The organism is Acidovorax sp. NB1, assembly GCF_005405905.1.
Taxonomy (GTDB): Bacteria; Pseudomonadota; Gammaproteobacteria; order Burkholderiales; family Burkholderiaceae_C; genus Acidovorax.
In genome coordinates this window covers 193,318-210,458 of the sequence record NZ_BJHU01000057.1, presented here as the reverse complement: position 1 = coordinate 210,458, position 17,141 = coordinate 193,318, and the positions used below count along the sequence as shown (strand labels likewise).

12 protein-coding genes are annotated in these 17,141 nt (G+C 68.1%); all 12 read left to right on the top strand.

From position 1 onward, the window contains the following. Window positions 1-9 precede the first annotated feature (9 nt). Window positions 10-2,766 (top strand): bifunctional [glutamate--ammonia ligase]-adenylyl-L-tyrosine phosphorylase/[glutamate--ammonia-ligase] adenylyltransferase, encoded by a 2,757-nt coding sequence (gene glnE, locus AvAM_RS23715; RefSeq protein ID WP_137749360.1) that lies wholly within the window; start codon window positions 10-12, stop codon window positions 2,764-2,766. A gap of 117 nt (window positions 2,767-2,883) precedes the next feature. Then, window positions 2,884-3,615, top strand: a complete 732-nt coding sequence (locus AvAM_RS23710) for a TetR/AcrR family transcriptional regulator (protein ID WP_137749359.1) — start codon at window positions 2,884-2,886, stop codon at window positions 3,613-3,615. Further along, complete coding sequence (locus AvAM_RS23705; RefSeq protein ID WP_137749358.1) at window positions 3,612-5,048, top strand: efflux transporter outer membrane subunit; 1,437 nt, start codon at window positions 3,612-3,614, stop codon at window positions 5,046-5,048. Before AvAM_RS23710 ends, AvAM_RS23705 begins: the two co-directional genes overlap by 4 nt. Before the next feature lie 72 nt (window positions 5,049-5,120). Further along, the gene (locus tag AvAM_RS23700) at window positions 5,121-6,332 is read left to right on the top strand and encodes an efflux RND transporter periplasmic adaptor subunit (RefSeq protein WP_249368348.1); all 1,212 of its coding nucleotides are present in this window, start codon (window positions 5,121-5,123) and stop codon (window positions 6,330-6,332) included. 11 nt (window positions 6,333-6,343) lie between these two features. Continuing rightward, window positions 6,344-9,463: an efflux RND transporter permease subunit gene (locus tag AvAM_RS23695; RefSeq protein ID WP_137749357.1), complete on the top strand. Its 3,120-nt coding sequence runs from the start codon at window positions 6,344-6,346 to the stop codon at window positions 9,461-9,463. 109 nt (window positions 9,464-9,572) lie between these two features. Continuing rightward, on the top strand, window positions 9,573-10,784 hold the full coding sequence (locus AvAM_RS23690) for an HD-GYP domain-containing protein (RefSeq protein ID WP_137749356.1): 1,212 nt from the start codon (window positions 9,573-9,575) through the stop codon (window positions 10,782-10,784). 282 nt (window positions 10,785-11,066) lie between these two features. Further along, on the top strand, window positions 11,067-11,651 hold the full coding sequence (locus tag AvAM_RS23685; protein WP_137749355.1) for a glutathione peroxidase: 585 nt from the start codon (window positions 11,067-11,069) through the stop codon (window positions 11,649-11,651). Window positions 11,652-11,895: 244 nt separating this feature from the next. Then, window positions 11,896-13,206 (top strand): NAD(P)/FAD-dependent oxidoreductase, encoded by a 1,311-nt coding sequence (locus AvAM_RS23680; protein WP_137749354.1) that lies wholly within the window; start codon window positions 11,896-11,898, stop codon window positions 13,204-13,206. After that, a complete protein-coding gene (locus AvAM_RS23675; protein WP_137749353.1) occupies window positions 13,203-14,006 on the top strand; it encodes a DUF1365 domain-containing protein in 804 nt (267 codons plus the stop codon). The genes AvAM_RS23680 and AvAM_RS23675 overlap by 4 nt, the downstream gene beginning before the upstream one ends. Window positions 14,007-14,032: 26 nt before the next feature. Further along, window positions 14,033-15,256, top strand: coding sequence for a cyclopropane-fatty-acyl-phospholipid synthase family protein (locus AvAM_RS23670; RefSeq protein WP_137749452.1), 1,224 nt, complete (start codon window positions 14,033-14,035; stop codon window positions 15,254-15,256). Between the two features lie 71 nt (window positions 15,257-15,327). Further along, window positions 15,328-15,849 (top strand): chalcone isomerase family protein, encoded by a 522-nt coding sequence (locus AvAM_RS23665; protein ID WP_249368346.1) that lies wholly within the window; start codon window positions 15,328-15,330, stop codon window positions 15,847-15,849. Next, entirely contained in the window at window positions 15,846-17,138 is a 1,293-nt protein-coding gene (locus tag AvAM_RS23660) for an MFS transporter (RefSeq protein WP_137749351.1), read from the top strand. Before AvAM_RS23665 ends, AvAM_RS23660 begins: the two co-directional genes overlap by 4 nt. Window positions 17,139-17,141 lie beyond the last annotated feature (3 nt).

Genomic DNA, 17,141 nt, shown 5'->3' with positions numbered 1-17,141 from the left:
TTACCCGCCATGAACGCACCGTCCTCTGACCCCCGTTGCAGCCAGCCTTTCCCTGCGGGGCCGCTGGCAGAACACTCGCGCTTCTACCAGCGCCTGCACCGCCGCTACGCAGGCGACCTGGGCCTGTTGCCGCCCGGTAACCCGGTGCTGGTCACCATGGAGCAGGCGTACGACGCGCTGCGCGCGCGGGGCTGCGACACCGGCACCGCCCTGCGCATGCTGCGCCAGCTGGTCATGGAGCGTCTCATCCAGCTCGACTGCGAAGCCCAGGCCCCGCTGGCCGACATCACCCGGGCCGTGACCGAGCTGGCCGAACTGGCCCTGGACCGCGCCTGCGCCCAGGCGCGCCGCGAACTCGACGAGCGCCATGGCGCGCCCTGTGGGCCCGACGGGCAGCCCGTGCAGCTCTGGATCATCGGCATGGGCAAGTTCGGCGCCCGCGAGCTGAATGTGTCCAGCGACATTGATCTGATCTATGTCTATGAGCACGACGGCGAAACGGCGGGCATGCCGGATGGCCGGGGCCGTATCTCCAACCACGAATACTTTGCGCGCGCCGTCAAGGCCATCTACAGCCTGGTGGGCGACACCACCGAACATGGTTTTGTGTTCCGCGTGGACCTGGCGCTGCGGCCCAATGGCAACTCGGGCCCGGCCTCGGTGTCCCTGGCGGCGCTGGAGGAATACCTGCAGATCCAGGGCCGCGAATGGGAGCGGTTTGCCTGGCTCAAGAGCCGGGTGGTGGCCCCGCGCGACTGCATTGGCCGCCCCGAGGTGCAGGCGCTGCGCGGGGTGGTGCTGCCTTTTGTGTTCCGCCGCTACCTGGACTACAGCGTGTTCGATGCGCTGCGCTCCCTGCACAGCCAGATCCGCGACCACGCGGCCAAGCGCAGCGCGGGCCACCCGGAGCGCGCCAACGACGTGAAGCTCTCGCGCGGCGGCATCCGCGAGATCGAATTCACCGTGCAGCTGTTGCAGGTGGTGCGCGGCGGGCAGTTCCCCGAGCTGCGCCGCCGCCCCACGCTCGATGCCTTGCAGCGGCTGGCCCATGCGGGCCTCATGCCCCAGGCAACGGCCGACGCGCTGGCGCAGGCCTATGTGTTCCTGCGCCGGGTGGAGCACCGTATCCAGTACCTGGACGACCAGCAGACCCATGTGCTGCCTACGCGCGACGACGACCTGGCCTGGATCGCCCAGACCCTGGGCTTCAAGGATTGCTGTGCGTTCTTGCACGAGCTGGACGCCCACCGCGAGCTGGTGGCGCAGGAGTTCGACACCCTGCTGGGTGGCGCGGGCAAAAAACAGTGCAACGGCGGTGGCTGTGGTGGCCCCCGTGCCGCCGCGCCCCCACCGCCCGAGCTGGAGGCCCTGCTGGAGCAACTGTCTGGCGGCTTTCGCGAGCGCGTGGCCGAATGGCGCAGCCATCCGCGTGTGGAAGGCCTGCGCGACGAGGCGCGCGCGCGCCTGTTCCGCCTGGTGCAGCGCACCGCGCAGTGGCTGAAAGAAGGCCGCGTGACCGAAGAAGCCTCCGTGCGGCTGGTCAACTGGCTCGAACCCTTGCTGCGCCGCGAGAGCTACCTGGCCCTGCTGCTGGAGCGCCCCTCGGTGCACGAACAGCTGCTGCACCTGCTGGGCGCGGCCAAGTGGCCCGCACGCTACCTGCTGCAGCACCCCGGCGTGATCGACGAACTGGTGGGCGACCACCTGCTGTCCGAGCGTTTTGTGGTGGCCGACTTCGAGCGCGAGCTGGGCATGCGCCTTGCCTCGCTGCGGTCCACCGGCGAAGACGACGACGAGACCCTGCTCAACCTGCTGCGCCGTGCGCAGCACGCCGAAACCTTCCGCACCCTGGCGCGCGATGTGGAGCGCCGCATCACCGTCGAGCAGGTGGCCGACGACCTCAGCGCCCTGGCCGACAGCGTGCTGCGCATCACCAGCCAGTGGTGCTGGAGCCGACTCAAGAACCGCCACCGCGACGAACCCCAGTTCGCCATCATTGGCTACGGCAAGCTGGGCGGCAAGGAGCTGGGCTATGGCAGCGATCTCGACATCGTGTTTGTGTTCGACGACGACGACGAGCGCGCGCCCGAGGTGTATGCGGCCTTTGTGCGCAAGCTCATCAACTGGCTCACTGTCAAGACCGGTGAGGGTGACCTGTACGAGATCGACACGGCCCTGCGGCCCAACGGAAACTCCGGCCTGCTGGTGACCAGCTTCGAGGCCTACGCCAACTACCAGCAGCAGCGCGGCAGCAACACCGCCTGGACCTGGGAACACCAGGCCATGACACGGGCGCGTTTTGTGATGGGCAGCGATGCCTTGCAGGCACGTTTTGACGCCGTGCGCGAAGCCGTGATCACCTCGTCCCGCGATCCGCTGGCCTTGCAGGGCGAGATCGTCACCATGCGCGAGCGGGTGCGCTCGGCCCACCCCACGCCTGCCGGGCGCTTCGATGTGAAACACAGCCCGGGTGGCATGGTGGACGCTGAGTTCGCCGTGCAGTACCTGGTGCTGTCGCAGTCGGCAGCCCACCCCGAACTGCGCGGCAACGTGGGCAACATTGCGCTGCTGCAGCGTGCCGAGCAAGTGGGGCTGCTGCCCGCCGGTGTGGGCGTGGCGGCCGCCGACGCCTACCGCGAACTGCGCCGGGTGCAGCATGTGGCGCGGCTGGACGAAGCCCCCACCCAGGTGACCCCGCCCGCGCTGCAGGCCGAGCGCGACGCGGTGCTGGCTCTGTGGCGGGCCGTGTTTGGCGCGGGGGCGTAGCGCCCTTTGAACAGCCGCTTGGCGGTGACAAATGGTTGCATCTTGGCGCAGCACCGCTTCATGAAAAATTCATTAATTCAAACAACTGTTTGAATTGTGGTGGTTTAATCCGGGGCCATGAGTTCCGGTGCCCATTCCATCATTCCTGCCTCCCAGCGCACGGCCCGCAGCGACGGCGAAGACACGCGCGCACGCCTGCTGCAGGCCGCGCTGCAGCTCTTTTCTGAAAAGGGCTTTGCCCAGACTTCCGTGCGCGCCATCGCCCAGGCGGCGGGCACCAATGTGGCGGCCATTGCCTACCACTTTGGCGACAAGGCGCAGCTCTACACCGCCACCTTCTACGAGCCCTTTGGCAGCGGCAGCGACCTGATCCCGGTGTTTGCCGACCCGGCCCTGGACCTGGCGGGCGCGCTGCGCCACTACTTCGCGGGTTTCCTGGAGCCCCTCAAGCACGATGACCTGGTGACGCAATCGCTGCGCCTGCATGTGCGCGAGCTGCTGGACCCTACCCATGTCTGGCCCGAACTCATCGAACGCGAGTGCCGTGCCCCCCACATGGCACTCATCCAGGTCCTGTGCCGACACATGGGTGTCTCGGTGGTGGACGACGATATGCACCGCCTCGCCTTCTCCCTGGCAGGTTTGATCATGCAGCTGTGGACACAGCGCGACCCCCTGCAGGCCATTGCGCCCCAGCTCGCGACAGCGGGGGCGGTGGACCAGTGGGTCGAGCGGCTCACCGGCTACGCATTGAGCATGGTGCACGGAGAAATCATCCGGCGGCAGGCCACACAAGGGCCTGTGCGCCGCGCTTCCAGGACTTCGCACAAGAAGGAATCCAACGCATGACATTGAGCATCACCCGCTCCCTCTGGGCCGCTTGCCTGCCCCTGGTTCTGGGCGCCTGCGCGGCTACCGCGCCGCCTGCCCAGGTGTCCGCAGCCCCGCCCGTGGCCTGGCAGGCCCCCCTGCCACACCAGGGCTCGCTGGGCGACATGGCCCGGTGGTGGACCCAGCTGCAAGACCCGCTGCTGGTGGAGCTGATCGACGCCGCCCAGGCCGTGAGCCCCGGCATCGCGCAGGCCCAGGCACGCCTGGCGCAGGCCCGCGCCACGCAGGTCAGCAGCCGCGCCGCGCTGCTGCCGTCGCTCGATGCGCAGGCCAGCGCGAGCCGGGGCCTCAACGAGCAACTGGCGCGTGTGGCCACCACGACCCAGGCCGGACTGCAGGCGAGCTGGGAGATCGATCTTTTCGGGGCCAACCGGGCCACCAAAACGGCCGCCGATGAGCGGCTGGCCGGTGCGCAGGCGCTGTGGCACGAGGCGCGCGTGAGCGTGGCGGCCGAGGTGGCACTGCAGGCCAGCAGCCTGCGCACCTGCCTCGCACAACTGCAGGTGGCGGAGCGCGATGCGCAGTCGCGGGGCGAGACCTCGCGCCTGTCCGGCCTGAGCGAACGTGCGGGCTTCACGGCGCCCGCCACGGCGGCCCTGGCACGTGCGAGTGCGGCCGAGGCCCAGGCCCGCGCATCGCAGCAGCGCATGCTGTGCGATGTGGACGTGAAGACCCTGGTGGCGCTCACGGGCTGGGAAGAGCCCACCCTGCGCACCCGCCTGGCCGCGCCCGTGGCTGCGGCACCCGACACGCTGTTTGCGATTGCTGCGCTGCCTGCCCAGGTGCTGGCCCAGCGTCCTGATGTGTACAACGCCGAGCGCGAAGTGGCCGCCGCCAGTGCCGAGGTGGGCAGCGCGCAGGCGCAGCGCTACCCGCGCCTGTCGCTCAGTGGCTCGGTGGGCAGTGCCTGGGTGCGCGCCAATGGCGTCACGACCGACCTGAACACCTGGACCATCGGCCCGCTGGCGCTGAGCGTGCCCTTGTTCGACGGTGGCCGACGCGCCGCGTTGACCGACGCCGCACAGGCCCGCTATGACGAGGCCGCGTCGCTGTACCGTGCCAAGGTGCGCCAGGCCGTGAGCGAGGTCGAGCAGGCGCTGGTGCGGCTGCAGAGCACGGCCGAGCGCAACGCCAGCGCGCGCACGGCGGCCGAGGGCTACCGCGCTTCGTTCGACGCGACCGAGGCCCGCTGGCGCGGCGGGCTGGCCAGCCTGGTGGAGCTGGAGGATGCGCGGCGCACCTCGCTCGCTGCCGAAAACGCGCTGGTCGCGCTGCAGCACGAACGCCAGGCCGCCTGGATTGCGCTGTACCGCGCCGCAGGCGGAGGATGGGACGGGCAGACGGCCGTCGCCACGGCCGCTCCCTCGGCGGCAGCCACCGCTGCACGCTGAACACAACCCCGGAGGCCTGGCCGATCGCCGACCTCCTTTTCCTGACACCGACTGGATGAACGGATAGACAACATGCCAAAGCAACGCTTTCAATTTTCTGCCACCGCCTTTGCCGTGATCGCCGCCTGTGTGCTGGCCACGGGGGGCGCCCTGGTGTACTCCGGCGCATCGCGCGCAGCCGATGAACCCAAGGCGGGCCAGCCCCGCCCCGCGCTCACGGTGAGCACGGCCCAGCCGCAGCGCACCGCCGTGCCGGTGCGCCTGGCCGCCAACGGCAATGTGGCTGCCTGGCAAGAGGCCAGCATCGGCGCCGAGAGCAATGGCCTGCGCCTGACCGATGTGCGCGTGAACGTGGGCGACGTGGTCAAGGCGGGCCAGGTGCTGGCCACCTTCTCGGCCGAGACCGTGCAAGCCGATGTGGCGCAGATGCGCGCGAGCCTGCTCGAAGCCCAGGCCAATGCGGCCGAGGCAGCGGCCAATGCCGACCGCGCGCGTTCGCTGCAGGCCACGGGCGCCTTGAGCCAGCAGCAGATCCAGCAATTCACCACCGCCGAGAAGACGGCCCAGGCGCGGGTGGAAGCGGCCCAGGCCACGCTGAACGCACAGCAGCTGCGCCTGAAGCACACCCAGGTGGTGGCGCCTGACAGCGGTGTGATCTCGGCCCGCACCGCCACGGTGGGCGCGGTGGTGGGCGCGGGCACCGAGCTGTTCCGCATGGTGCGCAAAGGCCGCCTGGAGTGGCGTGCCGAAGTCACATCGACCGAGCTGCGCCGCATCGCCCCGGGCGCCAAGGTCAGCGTGACGGCGGCCAGCGGCGCCACGGCCGAAGGCACGGTGCGCATGGTTGCGCCCACGGTGGACCCGCAGACGCGCAATGCGCTGGTGTATGTGGACCTGCCCGCCAATGCCGACTTCCGCGCGGGCATGTTTGCGCGCGGCGAATTTGCGCTGGGCACCAGCGATGCACTCACCGTGCCGCAGGAGGCGCTGGTGGTGCGCGATGGCTTCTCGTATGTGTTTGTGGTGGGGGCCGACCAGCGCGTGCAGCAGCGCAAGGTGCAGGCGGGCCGCCGCGTGGCCGACCGGGTGGAAGTGCTCACCGGCCTGGACGCCAACGCCTCGGTGGCCGTGCGCGGCGCGGGCTTCCTCAACGATGGCGATCTGGTGCGTGTGGCTGCCGCCCCCGCAGCCCCAGGCGCGGCTGTGCAGACATCGGCAGTCGAAAGTTCAAAGCAAAAACAGCCTTCACCGCGCGATGGTAAAGCGCTGAATGCTACTAATTGAGGAGCATCAGGATGAATCTATCCACCTGGTCCATCAAGAACCCGATACCGGCGCTGATGCTGTTTGTGCTGCTGACCTTCGGCGGCCTGCTGTCCTTCAACGCGATGAAGGTGCAGAACTTTCCCGACATCGACCTGCCCACGATCTCGGTGACCGTGGCGCTGCCGGGTGCCTCCCCTGCGCAGCTCGAAAACGACGTGGCGCGCAAGGTCGAGAACAGCATTGCCACGCTGCAGGGCCTCAAGCACATCTACACCAAGGTGCAGGATGGTGGGGCCACCATCACCGCCGAGTTCCGGCTGGAGAAGCCCACGCAGGAGGCGCTCGATGATGTGCGCTCGGCCGTGGCGCGTGTGCGCGGCGAGCTGCCGGGCGATGTGCGCGATCCCATCGTGACCAAGATGGACCTGGCCGCCCAGCCCGTGCTGGCGTTCACCATCGCCTCGACCCGCATGGACGACGAGGCGCTGTCGTGGTTTGTGGACGATGCCGTGGCCAAGAAGCTGCTCACCGTGCGCGGTGTGGGTGCGGTCACCCGCGTGGGCGGCGTGCAGCGCGAGGTGCATGTGGCGCTGGACCCGGTCAAGCTGCAGGCCCTGGGCGCCACTGCGGCCGATGTGTCGCGCCAGCTGCGCCAGGTGCAGACCGAAAGCGCCGGGGGCCGCACCGACCTGGGCGGCAGCGAGCAGCCCGTGCGCACGCTGGCCACCGTGCAGTCGGCGCAGGAACTGGCGGGCCTCACGCTCGCGCTGTCCGATGGCCGCCATGTTCGATTGGACCAGGTGGCCACGGTGTCCGACACCATTGCCGAGCCGCGCGCTCTGGCGTTGCTCAACGGCAAGCCCGTGGTGGGCTTTGAGGTGGCGCGCAGCAAGGGCGCGAGCGAGGTCGAGGTGGGCTCCGCCGTGCAGCTGGCGCTGCAGGAGATGCGTGACCAGCACCCGGACCTCAGCATCACCGAGGCCTTCAACTTCGTGTTGCCGGTGCAGGAGGAGTACGACGGCTCCATGCACCTGCTGTATGAAGGCGCGCTGCTGGCCGTGCTGGTGGTGTGGCTGTTCCTGCGCGACTGGCGCGCCACGTTCGTCTCGGCCGTGGCGCTGCCGCTGTCGGTGATCCCGGCGTTCATCGGCATGTACTGGCTGGGTTTTTCCATCAACGTGATCACGCTGCTGGCCATGTCGCTGGTAGTGGGCATCCTGGTGGACGACGCCATCGTGGAGGTCGAGAACATCGTGCGCCACCTGCGCATGGGCAAGACGCCCTACCAGGCGGCCATGGAAGCCGCCGACGAAATTGGCCTGGCCGTGGTGGCCACCACCTTCACGCTGATCGCCGTGTTTTTGCCCACGGCCTTCATGAGCGGCATTGCGGGCAAGTTCTTCAAGCAGTTTGGCTGGACGGCGTCGCTCGCGGTGTTTGCCAGCCTGGTGGTGGCGCGCCTGCTCACGCCCATGATGGCGGCGTACATCCTCAAGCCCATCGTGGGCGAGCACAAGGACCCGCGCTGGATGACGACCTACCTGCGCTGGGCGGCCTGGTGCATCAAGCACCGCTGGATCACCTTCCTGGGCACGGCGGCGTTCTTCATCGGCTCGCTGGCGCTGATTCCGCTGCTGCCCACGGGCTTCATCCCGCCGGACGACAACTCGCAGACCCAGGTGTACCTGGAGCTGCCCCCCGGCGCCACGCTGTCGCAGACCCGCGCCGTGGCCGAGGACGCGCGCGAGCGCATCGCCCGGGTGGACCATGTGAAGAGCGTCTACACCACCATTGGCGGCGGCACCGCCGGGGGCGACCCGTTCATGGGCAGTTCCAACGCCGAAACGCGCAAGGCCACGCTCACCATCCTGCTGGCCGAGCGCGGCGACCGCCCGCGCAAGCAGGGCATCGAGAACCAGATCCGCGCCGCGCTGGAGACCCTGCCCGGCGTGCGCAGCAAGGTGGGCCTGGGCGGCTCGGGCGAAAAATACGTGCTGGTGCTCACGGGCGACGACCCGCAGGCGCTGACCACGGCGGCGCTCGCGGTCGAGAAGGACTTGCGCACCATTCCCGGCCTGGGCAGCGTGTCCTCGACCGCGAGCCTGATCCGTTCGGAGATCGCCGTGCGCCCCGACTTCGCGCGTGCCGCCGACCTGGGCGTGACCAGCAGCGCCATTGCCGAGACTTTGCGCATCGCCACCGTGGGCGACTACGACGTCTCGCTGCCCAAGCTCAACCTGGCCTCGCGCCAGGTGCCCATCGTGGTCAAGCTGCAGGACGATGCGCGCAAGGACCTCGCGCTGCTGGAGCGCCTGCCGGTGCAGGGCAGCAAGGGCCCGGTCATGCTCGGCCAGGTGGCCACGCTGGAGTTCAGCGGCGGCCCGGCCGTGGTGGACCGCTACGACCGCGCGCGCAATGTGAACTTTGAGATCGAACTCTCGGGCCAGCCCCTGGGCGATGTGACCAAGGCCGTCGCGGCCCTGCCCTCCATCCAGAACCTGCCGCCGGGTGTGCGCCAGATCACCATCGGCGATGCCGAGATGATGGGCGAGCTGTTTGCGAGCTTCGGCCTGGCCATGCTCACGGGCGTGCTGTGCATCTACATCGTGCTGGTGCTGCTGTTCAAGGACTTCCTGCACCCGGTCACCATCCTGGCCGCGCTGCCGCTGTCGCTGGGGGGCGCGTTTGTGGGGCTGCTGGTGGCGCAGAAGAGCTTCTCTATGCCCTCGCTCATCGGGCTCATCATGCTCATGGGCATTGCGACCAAGAACTCCATCCTGCTGGTGGAGTACGCCATCCTGGCGCGGCGCGAGCATGGCATGACGCGCTTCGAGGCACTCATCGACGCCTGCCACAAGCGTGCGCGGCCCATCATCATGACCACGCTGGCCATGGGCGCGGGCATGCTGCCCATCGCCATTGGCTTTGGCGCGGCGGATGCGAGCTTCCGCTCGCCGATGGCAGTGGCGGTGATCGGAGGGCTCATCACCTCCACGCTGCTGAGCCTGCTGGTGATTCCGCCGGTGTTCACCAGCGTGGACGACCTGGGCCAGTGGTTCGGGCGTATGCTGCGCCGGTTGCGGGGGCGGCACCCGGCGCATCCGCCAGCGGTGCCACCCACACCAGACGCACCACCTGCCACCCATTGAAAGCAGGCGCTTACATTCTGGAGGACTCTTTCGGCCGAAAAGCCGGGAAATCACCCGGTAGGCCAAGGCTTTGGCGGGGTGGGATGCGTTAGATAATGTAACGAGCACCATGAACCTCGTCAGCCTCAACATCGAATCCATCCAGCTCGGCCACCCGCTGCCTTTTGTGCTGCGGGGCTCCGATGGCGCTCTGCTGGCCCAGAAGGGCTATGTGATCCGCACCCGGGAGGAGCTAGCGAAGATGGTGGCCCGGGGCCGCCAGCTGTGTGTGGACACCGACGAGTCGGGCGGTAGCCACCGCGCCTACCTGGCCCAGTTGCAGCGCATGCTGATGGCCGACACCAATCTGGGCGAAATCGCCTCGATGAAGATGACGGCCGCCGAGGAGTCCGCGAGCCGGGACCGTGCAGCCGCAGCCCGGGCCCAGGCAGACTGGCCCGAGCTGCAACTGCGCGCCACGCAGCTGCTGCGTTCGCCCTCGCCCAGCGACTTTGGCGGGCGCTTCCAGGCGCTGCACGATGAGCTGGTGCGTCACTGCGAGCAGACGCCCGACGCCACCCTGCTGGCGCTGATCTACCTGTCGGCCCAGGAGACCCGCATGTACAGCGCCACGCATTCGATGCTGGTGAGCTGTGTGTGCATGGTGGTGGCGCGCGAGATGCTGCGCTGGCCCAGCGGCCGGGTACGGCAGGTGGGGCATGCCGCCCTCAGCATGAACATTGCCATGACCGAGCTGCAGGACCAGCTGACCCAGCAGACCCACCCACTGACCGCCGCCCAGATCGCGGCGGTGGAGGACCATGCCGCGCGTTCCGAGGCGCTCCTGCGCCACCTGGGCGTGGCTGACCCCGTGTGGCTGGAGGCCGTGCGCTGCCACCACCACCGCACCCCCGGCCCGCTCGACAAAAAGACCGAAGCCCAGCAGATGGCGCGCCTGGTGCAACGCGCCGACATCTTCGGTGCCCGCCTGGCGCCCCGCGCCGCCCGCTGGCCTATGCCGGTCACGGCGGCCATGCAGGCCAGCTACTACGACGAAGAGCAACAGGCCGACGAAGCCGGTGCCGCACTGGTCAAGACCCTGGGGGTGTACCCGCCCGGCGCCTTTGTGCGGCTGGCAAGCCGCGAAGTGGGTGTGGTCATCCGCCGGGGCACCACCGCCACCACGCCCAAGGTGGCCGTGGTTACCAACCGCGACGGCATGCCCACGGGCGAGCCCATCCCGCGCGACACGGGCATGCCGCCCTGGAAGATCACCGGTGTGGTGGCCTTCAAGGACGTGCGGGTCAAGCTCTCGCTGGACCGCCTGCTGCAGATGGTCTGACCGCAGGCCGCACCCCGGGTGTGGCCTGCCGTTTCTCCCCTCCTTTCCCTTTTTCCCCTGGTCTGCCTGCCGGCCTTGTGCCTTGCAGGCATGGCCTGCGTGCGCCTGCCCGGGGGCTGGGTGCAGGGCGGCGGGCGGAGTCATCCATGCCGCCATGTCGGAAATCTGAATCCAAACGCAGGAGTACTGCGTATACCGTTCAGTACAAATAAAAACTCATGTGGACAAAAAATAATGAAGCGGTTAAATTGCCCCCATCGACCGCCTGCTGCACATCACACCATGAACACACTGTCTCGTCGCTTCTCTCTGGCCGCTCTGCTGGCGGCAGGGCTGTTGCTGGCGCCCGCCGCCCAGGCGGCCGATGCGCCCGCCAGCTGCCCGGCCACGTTGCAGCACAGCTTTCTGCGCCTGCAGGATGAAAAGCCCCAGTCGCTGTGCCAGTACAGCGGAAAAGTGGTGCTGGTAGTCAACACGGCCAGCTTCTGTGGCTTTACCGGCCAGTACAAGGGGTTGGAGGAGCTGTATGCGCGCTACAAGGACAAGGGCCTGGTGGTGCTGGGCTTCCCGTCCAACGACTTCGCCCAGGAAAAAGGCAGCAACAAGGAAATCGCGGACTTCTGCGAAAGCACCTTCGGGGTGAAATTTCCGATGTTCGCCAAGAGCAGCGTGAAAGGCCCCGAGGCCTCGCCGCTGTTCCAGCAGTTGGCGCAGCTCTCGGGCACGGCGCCGCGCTGGAACTTCCACAAATACCTGCTGGGGCGCGACGGCCAGCTGGTGGACAACTACTCCAGCCTGACCGGGCCCGACAACAAGGGTCTGGTGCGGGCGATCGAGCAACAACTGGCCCGGCCCGTTCCCCGGTGAGCGCCATGGCTTCTTTACGTTTCTTTAAAAAAAATCCAGACGTACTCTGGAACTTCGCGCAGATGGCCGCACTCTATCCATTGCGCAAGACGATTGCGCGGCGTACAGTTTTAACGTTGCGAAGCCTTTCGGGCCCCCGGGTTCCGACTGACCTCCTGGAGCGCTTCTCCTCCCTCCCTCTCTTATTCGTTTCGGGACGCTTCGCAACCTTTTTATTCCAGGCGCCGGCCAGAGGGGGCCGGCCATGAAAATCGCCATCATCGGCTCCGGCATCTCTGGGCTGTCGGTCGCGCATCAGCTGCGTGGCCAAGCGGACATCACACTGTTTGAAGCGGGCGACTACTTCGGGGGGCACACCCACACCGTGGATGTCACCTTGCCCGATGCGTCTGGCACCCCTGTCACCCACGGCGTGGACACCGGCTTTCTGGTGTTTAACGAGCGCACCTATCCGAACCTGATCCGCCTGCTGGCCGAGCTGGGCGTGAAGACGGCCAAATCCGACATGTCGTTCTCGGTGCAAGTGCCCGCAGCCCTGGGCGTCGGCAGAGCCCTGGAATGGAGCGGCACCAACCTCAGCACCGTGTTTGCCCAGCGCTCCAACCTGGTCAACCAGCGTTTTCTGGGCATGCTGCGCGACCTGCTGCGCTTCAACAAGCTCTGCACGCGCATTGCCGAGCAGCAGGCCGAGGCGGCTCTGGCACAGCCGCTCTCGGACTTCTTGCGCGAGCACCGCTTTGGCGACGCGTTCCGCGACTGGTACTTCTTGCCCATGCTGGGCTGCATCTGGAGCTGCCCCACCGACCAGATGCTGAAGTTCCCCGTGGCCACCATGATCCGGTTCTGCCACAACCATGGCCTGATCCAGGTGAGCAACCGGCCGCAGTGGTGGACGGTGTCCGGCGGCGCGCGCCACTATGTGGACAAGATCGTGGCGGGCATTGCCGACAAGCGCCTGAACACCCCCGTGCGCCGCATCGAGCGCGATGCCGCCGGTGTGCGCGTGGTGACCGCAGGCCATACCGAACACTTTGACAAGGTGGTGCTGGCCACGCACTCCGACCAGTCGCTCGCGCTGCTGGCCCAGCCCACGACCCAGGAGCGCGCCGTGCTCGGCGCCATCCGCTACCAGGCCAACCGCGCGGTGCTGCACACCGATACGTCTGTGCTACCCCAGCGCCGCGCCGCTTGGGCCGCCTGGAACTACGAGCGCGCCCCGCAGCGCAGCCGCGAGTCTGCCCGCGTGTGCCTGCACTACCTCATCAACCAGCTGCAGCCCGTGCCTTTTGCGCAGCCCGTGGTGGTGTCGCTGAACCCGGTGCGCGACATTGCGCCCGAGCACGTGATCGGCAGCTACGAATACGCCCACCCGGTGTTCGACATGACCGCCATCCGCGCGCAGCAGCAGGTGGGCAAGCTGCAAGGGCAGCAGCACACCTGGTTCTGCGGAGCCTGGACGGGCTACGGCTTCCACGAAGACGGGCTGAAATCCGGCCTGGCCGTGGCCGAGCAATTGCGGGCAGCCCTGCCAGCCCCTTTGGCGGAGGCTGCGTGAGCCACGCCCCGGCCGCCCCCGCAGCGCCCCTCATCGGCTTCGGCCAGGTGCGCCACACGCGGCTGCGGCCCCGGCGGCATGCATTTGCCTACCCCACTTTTTTCCTCATGCTGCCGATGCGCGGCCTGAGCGGCGCACACACCAGCACACACACACCGCTGGCGGTGAACCGCAGCGGCGCCATCAGCTTCCATGACGTGGACCACGGCGACGGACGCAGCGCCGCGCAGGGCGGTGCGCTGGCCTGGCTGGACGAGCTGCTGCGCACCGAAGGCATCACCGACGCCACCGGCGAGGTCTGGCTGCACTGCTACCCGCGCGTGCTGGGCTACACCTTCAAGCCTGTGAGCTTCTGGTACTGCCACCGCGCGGACGGCCCCCTGCGTGCCATCGTGGTCGAGGTGAACAACACCTTTGGCGAGCGCCATTGCTACCTGCTGGACGCGCCGCAGTACGGCGTGGAACAGCAGGCGCGCAAGGTGTTCCATGTGTCGCCGTTCTGCGCGGTGAGTGGCGGCTACCGCTTCCGCTTCATGCGCACCGAAGTTGGTGCGCAGGATGCTGGCCGTACCGTGGTCCGCATTGACCACGACGACGACACCGGCCCCCTCATCCAGACCAGCGTGAGCGGCACCTTGCAAGCCATCACCCCACAGACCCTGCGCCAGGCGCTCTGGGGCTACCCCGCCATGACGCTGGCCATCATTGCCCGCATTCACTGGCACGCGCTGCAGCTGTGGCTCAAGCGCGTGCGTTTCCACCGCAAGCCCGAGGCGCCTGCATCCATCGTGACCCGCTGATTTCCATGACGAACGAGAACGCCGCCATGAACTCCACCACCGCCCCCCGCACCGCGCTGGCCCTGCCCGCAGGCACCCCCGCTGCCGCCCGCACGGCGCTCAAGCTGCTGCAGCGCCTGCAGCACGGCCACCTCACGGTGCAGCTGCCCGATGGCACGTTGCAGCACTTCGGGCACGGCGATGGCCCCTCGGCCGCCATCACGCTCAAGAACTGGAACGTGTGCAGTGCCGCACTCAAGTCCGGCGACATCGGCTTTGCCGAGAGCTACATCGCGGGTGACTGGACCACGCCGCACCTCACCGACCTGCTCAAGCTTTTCATCGCCAACCGCCAGCAGGTGGAAGGCGTGATCTACGGCACCTGGGCGGGCCGGCTGCTGTACCGCATCAAGCACCTGCTCAACCGCAACACCCGCACCAACAGCCAGAAGAACATCCACGCCCACTACGACCTGGGCAATGCGTTCTACGAACTCTGGCTGGACGATACGATGAATTACTCGTCCGCCTGGTTTGAGGGCGATGCGGGCGGCGACATGCGCAAGGCCCAACATGCCAAGGTGCGCCGCGCCCTGCGCATGGCGGGGGTGGAGCCAGGCTCCCGGGTGCTGGAGATCGGCTGCGGCTGGGGCGCGCTGGCCGAGATGGCGACTTTCGAATTCGGCGCCGACCTCACAGGCGTGACGCTCTCCACCGAACAGCTCGCATTTGCGCAAAAGCGCATGGCGCAGCAGGGGGTGGCTGAGCGTGCCGACCTGCGCCTGCAGGACTACCGCGACATCCAGGACGGCCCTTACGACGCTATCTGCTCCATCGAGATGGTCGAGGCCGTGGGCCGCGAATACTGGCCCACCTACTTCCAGTCGGTGAACCGCCTGCTCAAACCCGGTGGCAAGGCCTGCATCCAGAGCATCGTCATCGACGACAGCCTGTTCGAGCGCTACATCAGCTCCACCGACTTCATCCAGCAGTACATCTTCCCTGGCGGCTGCCTGCCCTGCCCGCGCGAGTTCCGCCGCGAGGCCGAGGCGGCGGGCCTGCGCGTGGTGGACGAGTTCGCGTTTGGCCAGGACTACGCCGAAACCCTCAAGCGCTGGCGCGAGCGCTTCCTGGCGCAGCGCACACAGATCTTGCAGCTGGGGTTTGATGAGCGTTTCATGCACATCTGGGAGTTCTACCTGGCCTACTGCGAGGCAGCGTTCGCCATGCGCAATATCGACCTGGTGCAGTACACCCTGGTGAAAGCATGATTGCTATAAAAAACATAGCTATTGGCGCTTTGCTAGCAGGCGCAGAGGCTGTTTTTTTCTCAAATTTTGCAATGGCGCAGGGGACGGAAGGGGTAGCGAGCGCGTCGCCTGGCGCCAGCGCACCGCTGGCGGGCGCGCGCCTGGTGGGTCAAGGCACGATGCGCTTCCTGGGTTTTGAGGTGTACCGCGCGCGCCTGTGGGCCCAGCCCGGTTTTGACGCCGACCAGTACAGCGCCCACCCGCTGGCGCTGGAGCTGACCTACCAGCGCAACTTCACGGCCGAGGCGATTGCCAAACGCTCCATCGAAGAGATGCGCCGCGTGGGCAGCTTCACGCCGCAGCAGGCCACCCGCTGGCAGCAGGCACTGCAGGCGGCCTTGCCGGACGTGAAGCCCGGCGACCGCCTGCTGGGCCTGTACCAGCCCGGCGCAGGCGCCGTCTTCAAGATGGGCGGCCGCGTGGTGGGCGAGGTGGCCGATGCCGAGTTCTCGCGCCTGTTCTTCGGCATCTGGCTGTCGCCCCAGACCTCCGAGCCCGGGCTGCGGCAGCAGCTGATCGCGGCCACCCGCACCGCAGGCCAGGGCCCGCAATGACCACCACCACGCCCATGCGCGCCGGCCACGGCCTGGCCTATGGGCTGCTGGGCCTGCCGCTGGCGTTTGTGGCGCTGCCGCTGTATGTGCTGCTGCCCAACCACTACGCCCGCGAATTTGGCATGCCGCTGGCCACGCTGGGCGCCGTGCTGCTGGCGGCGCGGCTGTTCGATGCCTTCATCGACCCGCTGCTGGGTCGCCTTGCCGACTACCTGTTTGGCCGCTCGGTGCGTTCGGTGCTGGCGGTTGGCGCGGTGTCGGCCACGGTGCTGGCACTGGGGCTGACCAGCCTGTTCTTCCCCCTGGCGCGCGGGGCCGATGCGCTCGTCGCCTGGGCGCTGGTGGCGCTGCTCATCACTTACACCGCCTACAGCCAGCTCAGCATTGCGCACCAGTCCTGGGGCGCGCGCCTGGGCGGTGACGAACTGCAGCGCAGCCGCATCGTGGCCTGGCGCGAAGGGGCCGCGCTGATGGGTGTGGTGCTGGCCTCGGTGTTGCCTGCGCTGCTGGGCCTGCCGGTGATGCTCAGCGTGTTTGCCCTCGCCCTGCTGCTGGGCTGGTGGTGCTGGGCGCGCGCCCCGCGCCCCACAGGCCACGCGGGTGCCGTGGCGGGTGTGTACCGCCCTCCCCACCGTGCCAGCCTGTGGCGTCCCTGGGGACGGCCTGCCTTCCGCCGCCTGCTGGTGGTGTTCATGCTCAACGGCATTGCCAGTGCCATCCCGGCCACGCTGGTGCTGTTTTTCATCCAGGACCGCCTGCAGGCACCGCCCGCGCAGGAGCCGATGTTTCTGGCGGTCTATTTCGTCTGTGCGGCGCTGTCCATTCCGCTGTGGCTGCGTGCCGTGGCGCGCTGGGGCCTCGCGCGCACCTGGCTGGCGGGCATGCTGCTGGCGATTGCCGTGTTTGTGTGGACTGCGTTCCTCGGGCGCGGCGACATGCTGCCCTTCCTGGTGGTCTGCGCGCTGTCGGGCGTGGCACTGGGCACGGACCTGGCCCTGCCCAGCGCCCTGCTGGCGGGCGTGATTGCCGCCGAGGGCGACAGCGGCCAGCACGAGGGGGCGTATTTTGGCTGGTGGAACTTTGCCACCAAGCTCAACCTGGCTTTGGCCGCAGGCCTCGCGCTGCCGCTGCTGGGCTGGTGGGGCTACACCCCCGGCACACGCAGCGAAGCAGGCCTGCAGACCCTGGGCTGGGCTTATGCCGTGTTGCCTTGCGCGCTCAAGCTGCTGGCAGCGGGGGCGCTGTATGGGCTGGTGCTTCGGCCTGCGCGCGGCGTGGCCAGTGCCTGATTT

What these genes read in the sequence shown, in the direction of transcription:
- glnE (WP_137749360.1), top strand. Translation starts at nt 10, where the DNA reads ATGAACGCACCGTCCTCTGACCCCCGTTGCAGCCAGCCTTTCCCTGCG.
- AvAM_RS23710 (WP_137749359.1), top strand. Translation starts at nt 2,884, where the DNA reads ATGAGTTCCGGTGCCCATTCCATCATTCCTGCCTCCCAGCGCACGGCC.
- AvAM_RS23705 (WP_137749358.1), top strand. Translation starts at nt 3,612, where the DNA reads ATGACATTGAGCATCACCCGCTCCCTCTGGGCCGCTTGCCTGCCCCTG.
- AvAM_RS23700 (WP_249368348.1), top strand. Translation starts at nt 5,121, where the DNA reads ATGCCAAAGCAACGCTTTCAATTTTCTGCCACCGCCTTTGCCGTGATC.
- AvAM_RS23695 (WP_137749357.1), top strand. Translation starts at nt 6,344, where the DNA reads ATGAATCTATCCACCTGGTCCATCAAGAACCCGATACCGGCGCTGATG.
- AvAM_RS23690 (WP_137749356.1), top strand. Translation starts at nt 9,573, where the DNA reads ATGAACCTCGTCAGCCTCAACATCGAATCCATCCAGCTCGGCCACCCG.
- AvAM_RS23685 (WP_137749355.1), top strand. Translation starts at nt 11,067, where the DNA reads ATGAACACACTGTCTCGTCGCTTCTCTCTGGCCGCTCTGCTGGCGGCA.
- AvAM_RS23680 (WP_137749354.1), top strand. Translation starts at nt 11,896, where the DNA reads ATGAAAATCGCCATCATCGGCTCCGGCATCTCTGGGCTGTCGGTCGCG.
- AvAM_RS23670 (WP_137749452.1), top strand. Translation starts at nt 14,033, where the DNA reads ATGAACTCCACCACCGCCCCCCGCACCGCGCTGGCCCTGCCCGCAGGC.
- AvAM_RS23665 (WP_249368346.1), top strand. Translation starts at nt 15,328, where the DNA reads ATGGCGCAGGGGACGGAAGGGGTAGCGAGCGCGTCGCCTGGCGCCAGC.
- AvAM_RS23660 (WP_137749351.1), top strand. Translation starts at nt 15,846, where the DNA reads ATGACCACCACCACGCCCATGCGCGCCGGCCACGGCCTGGCCTATGGG.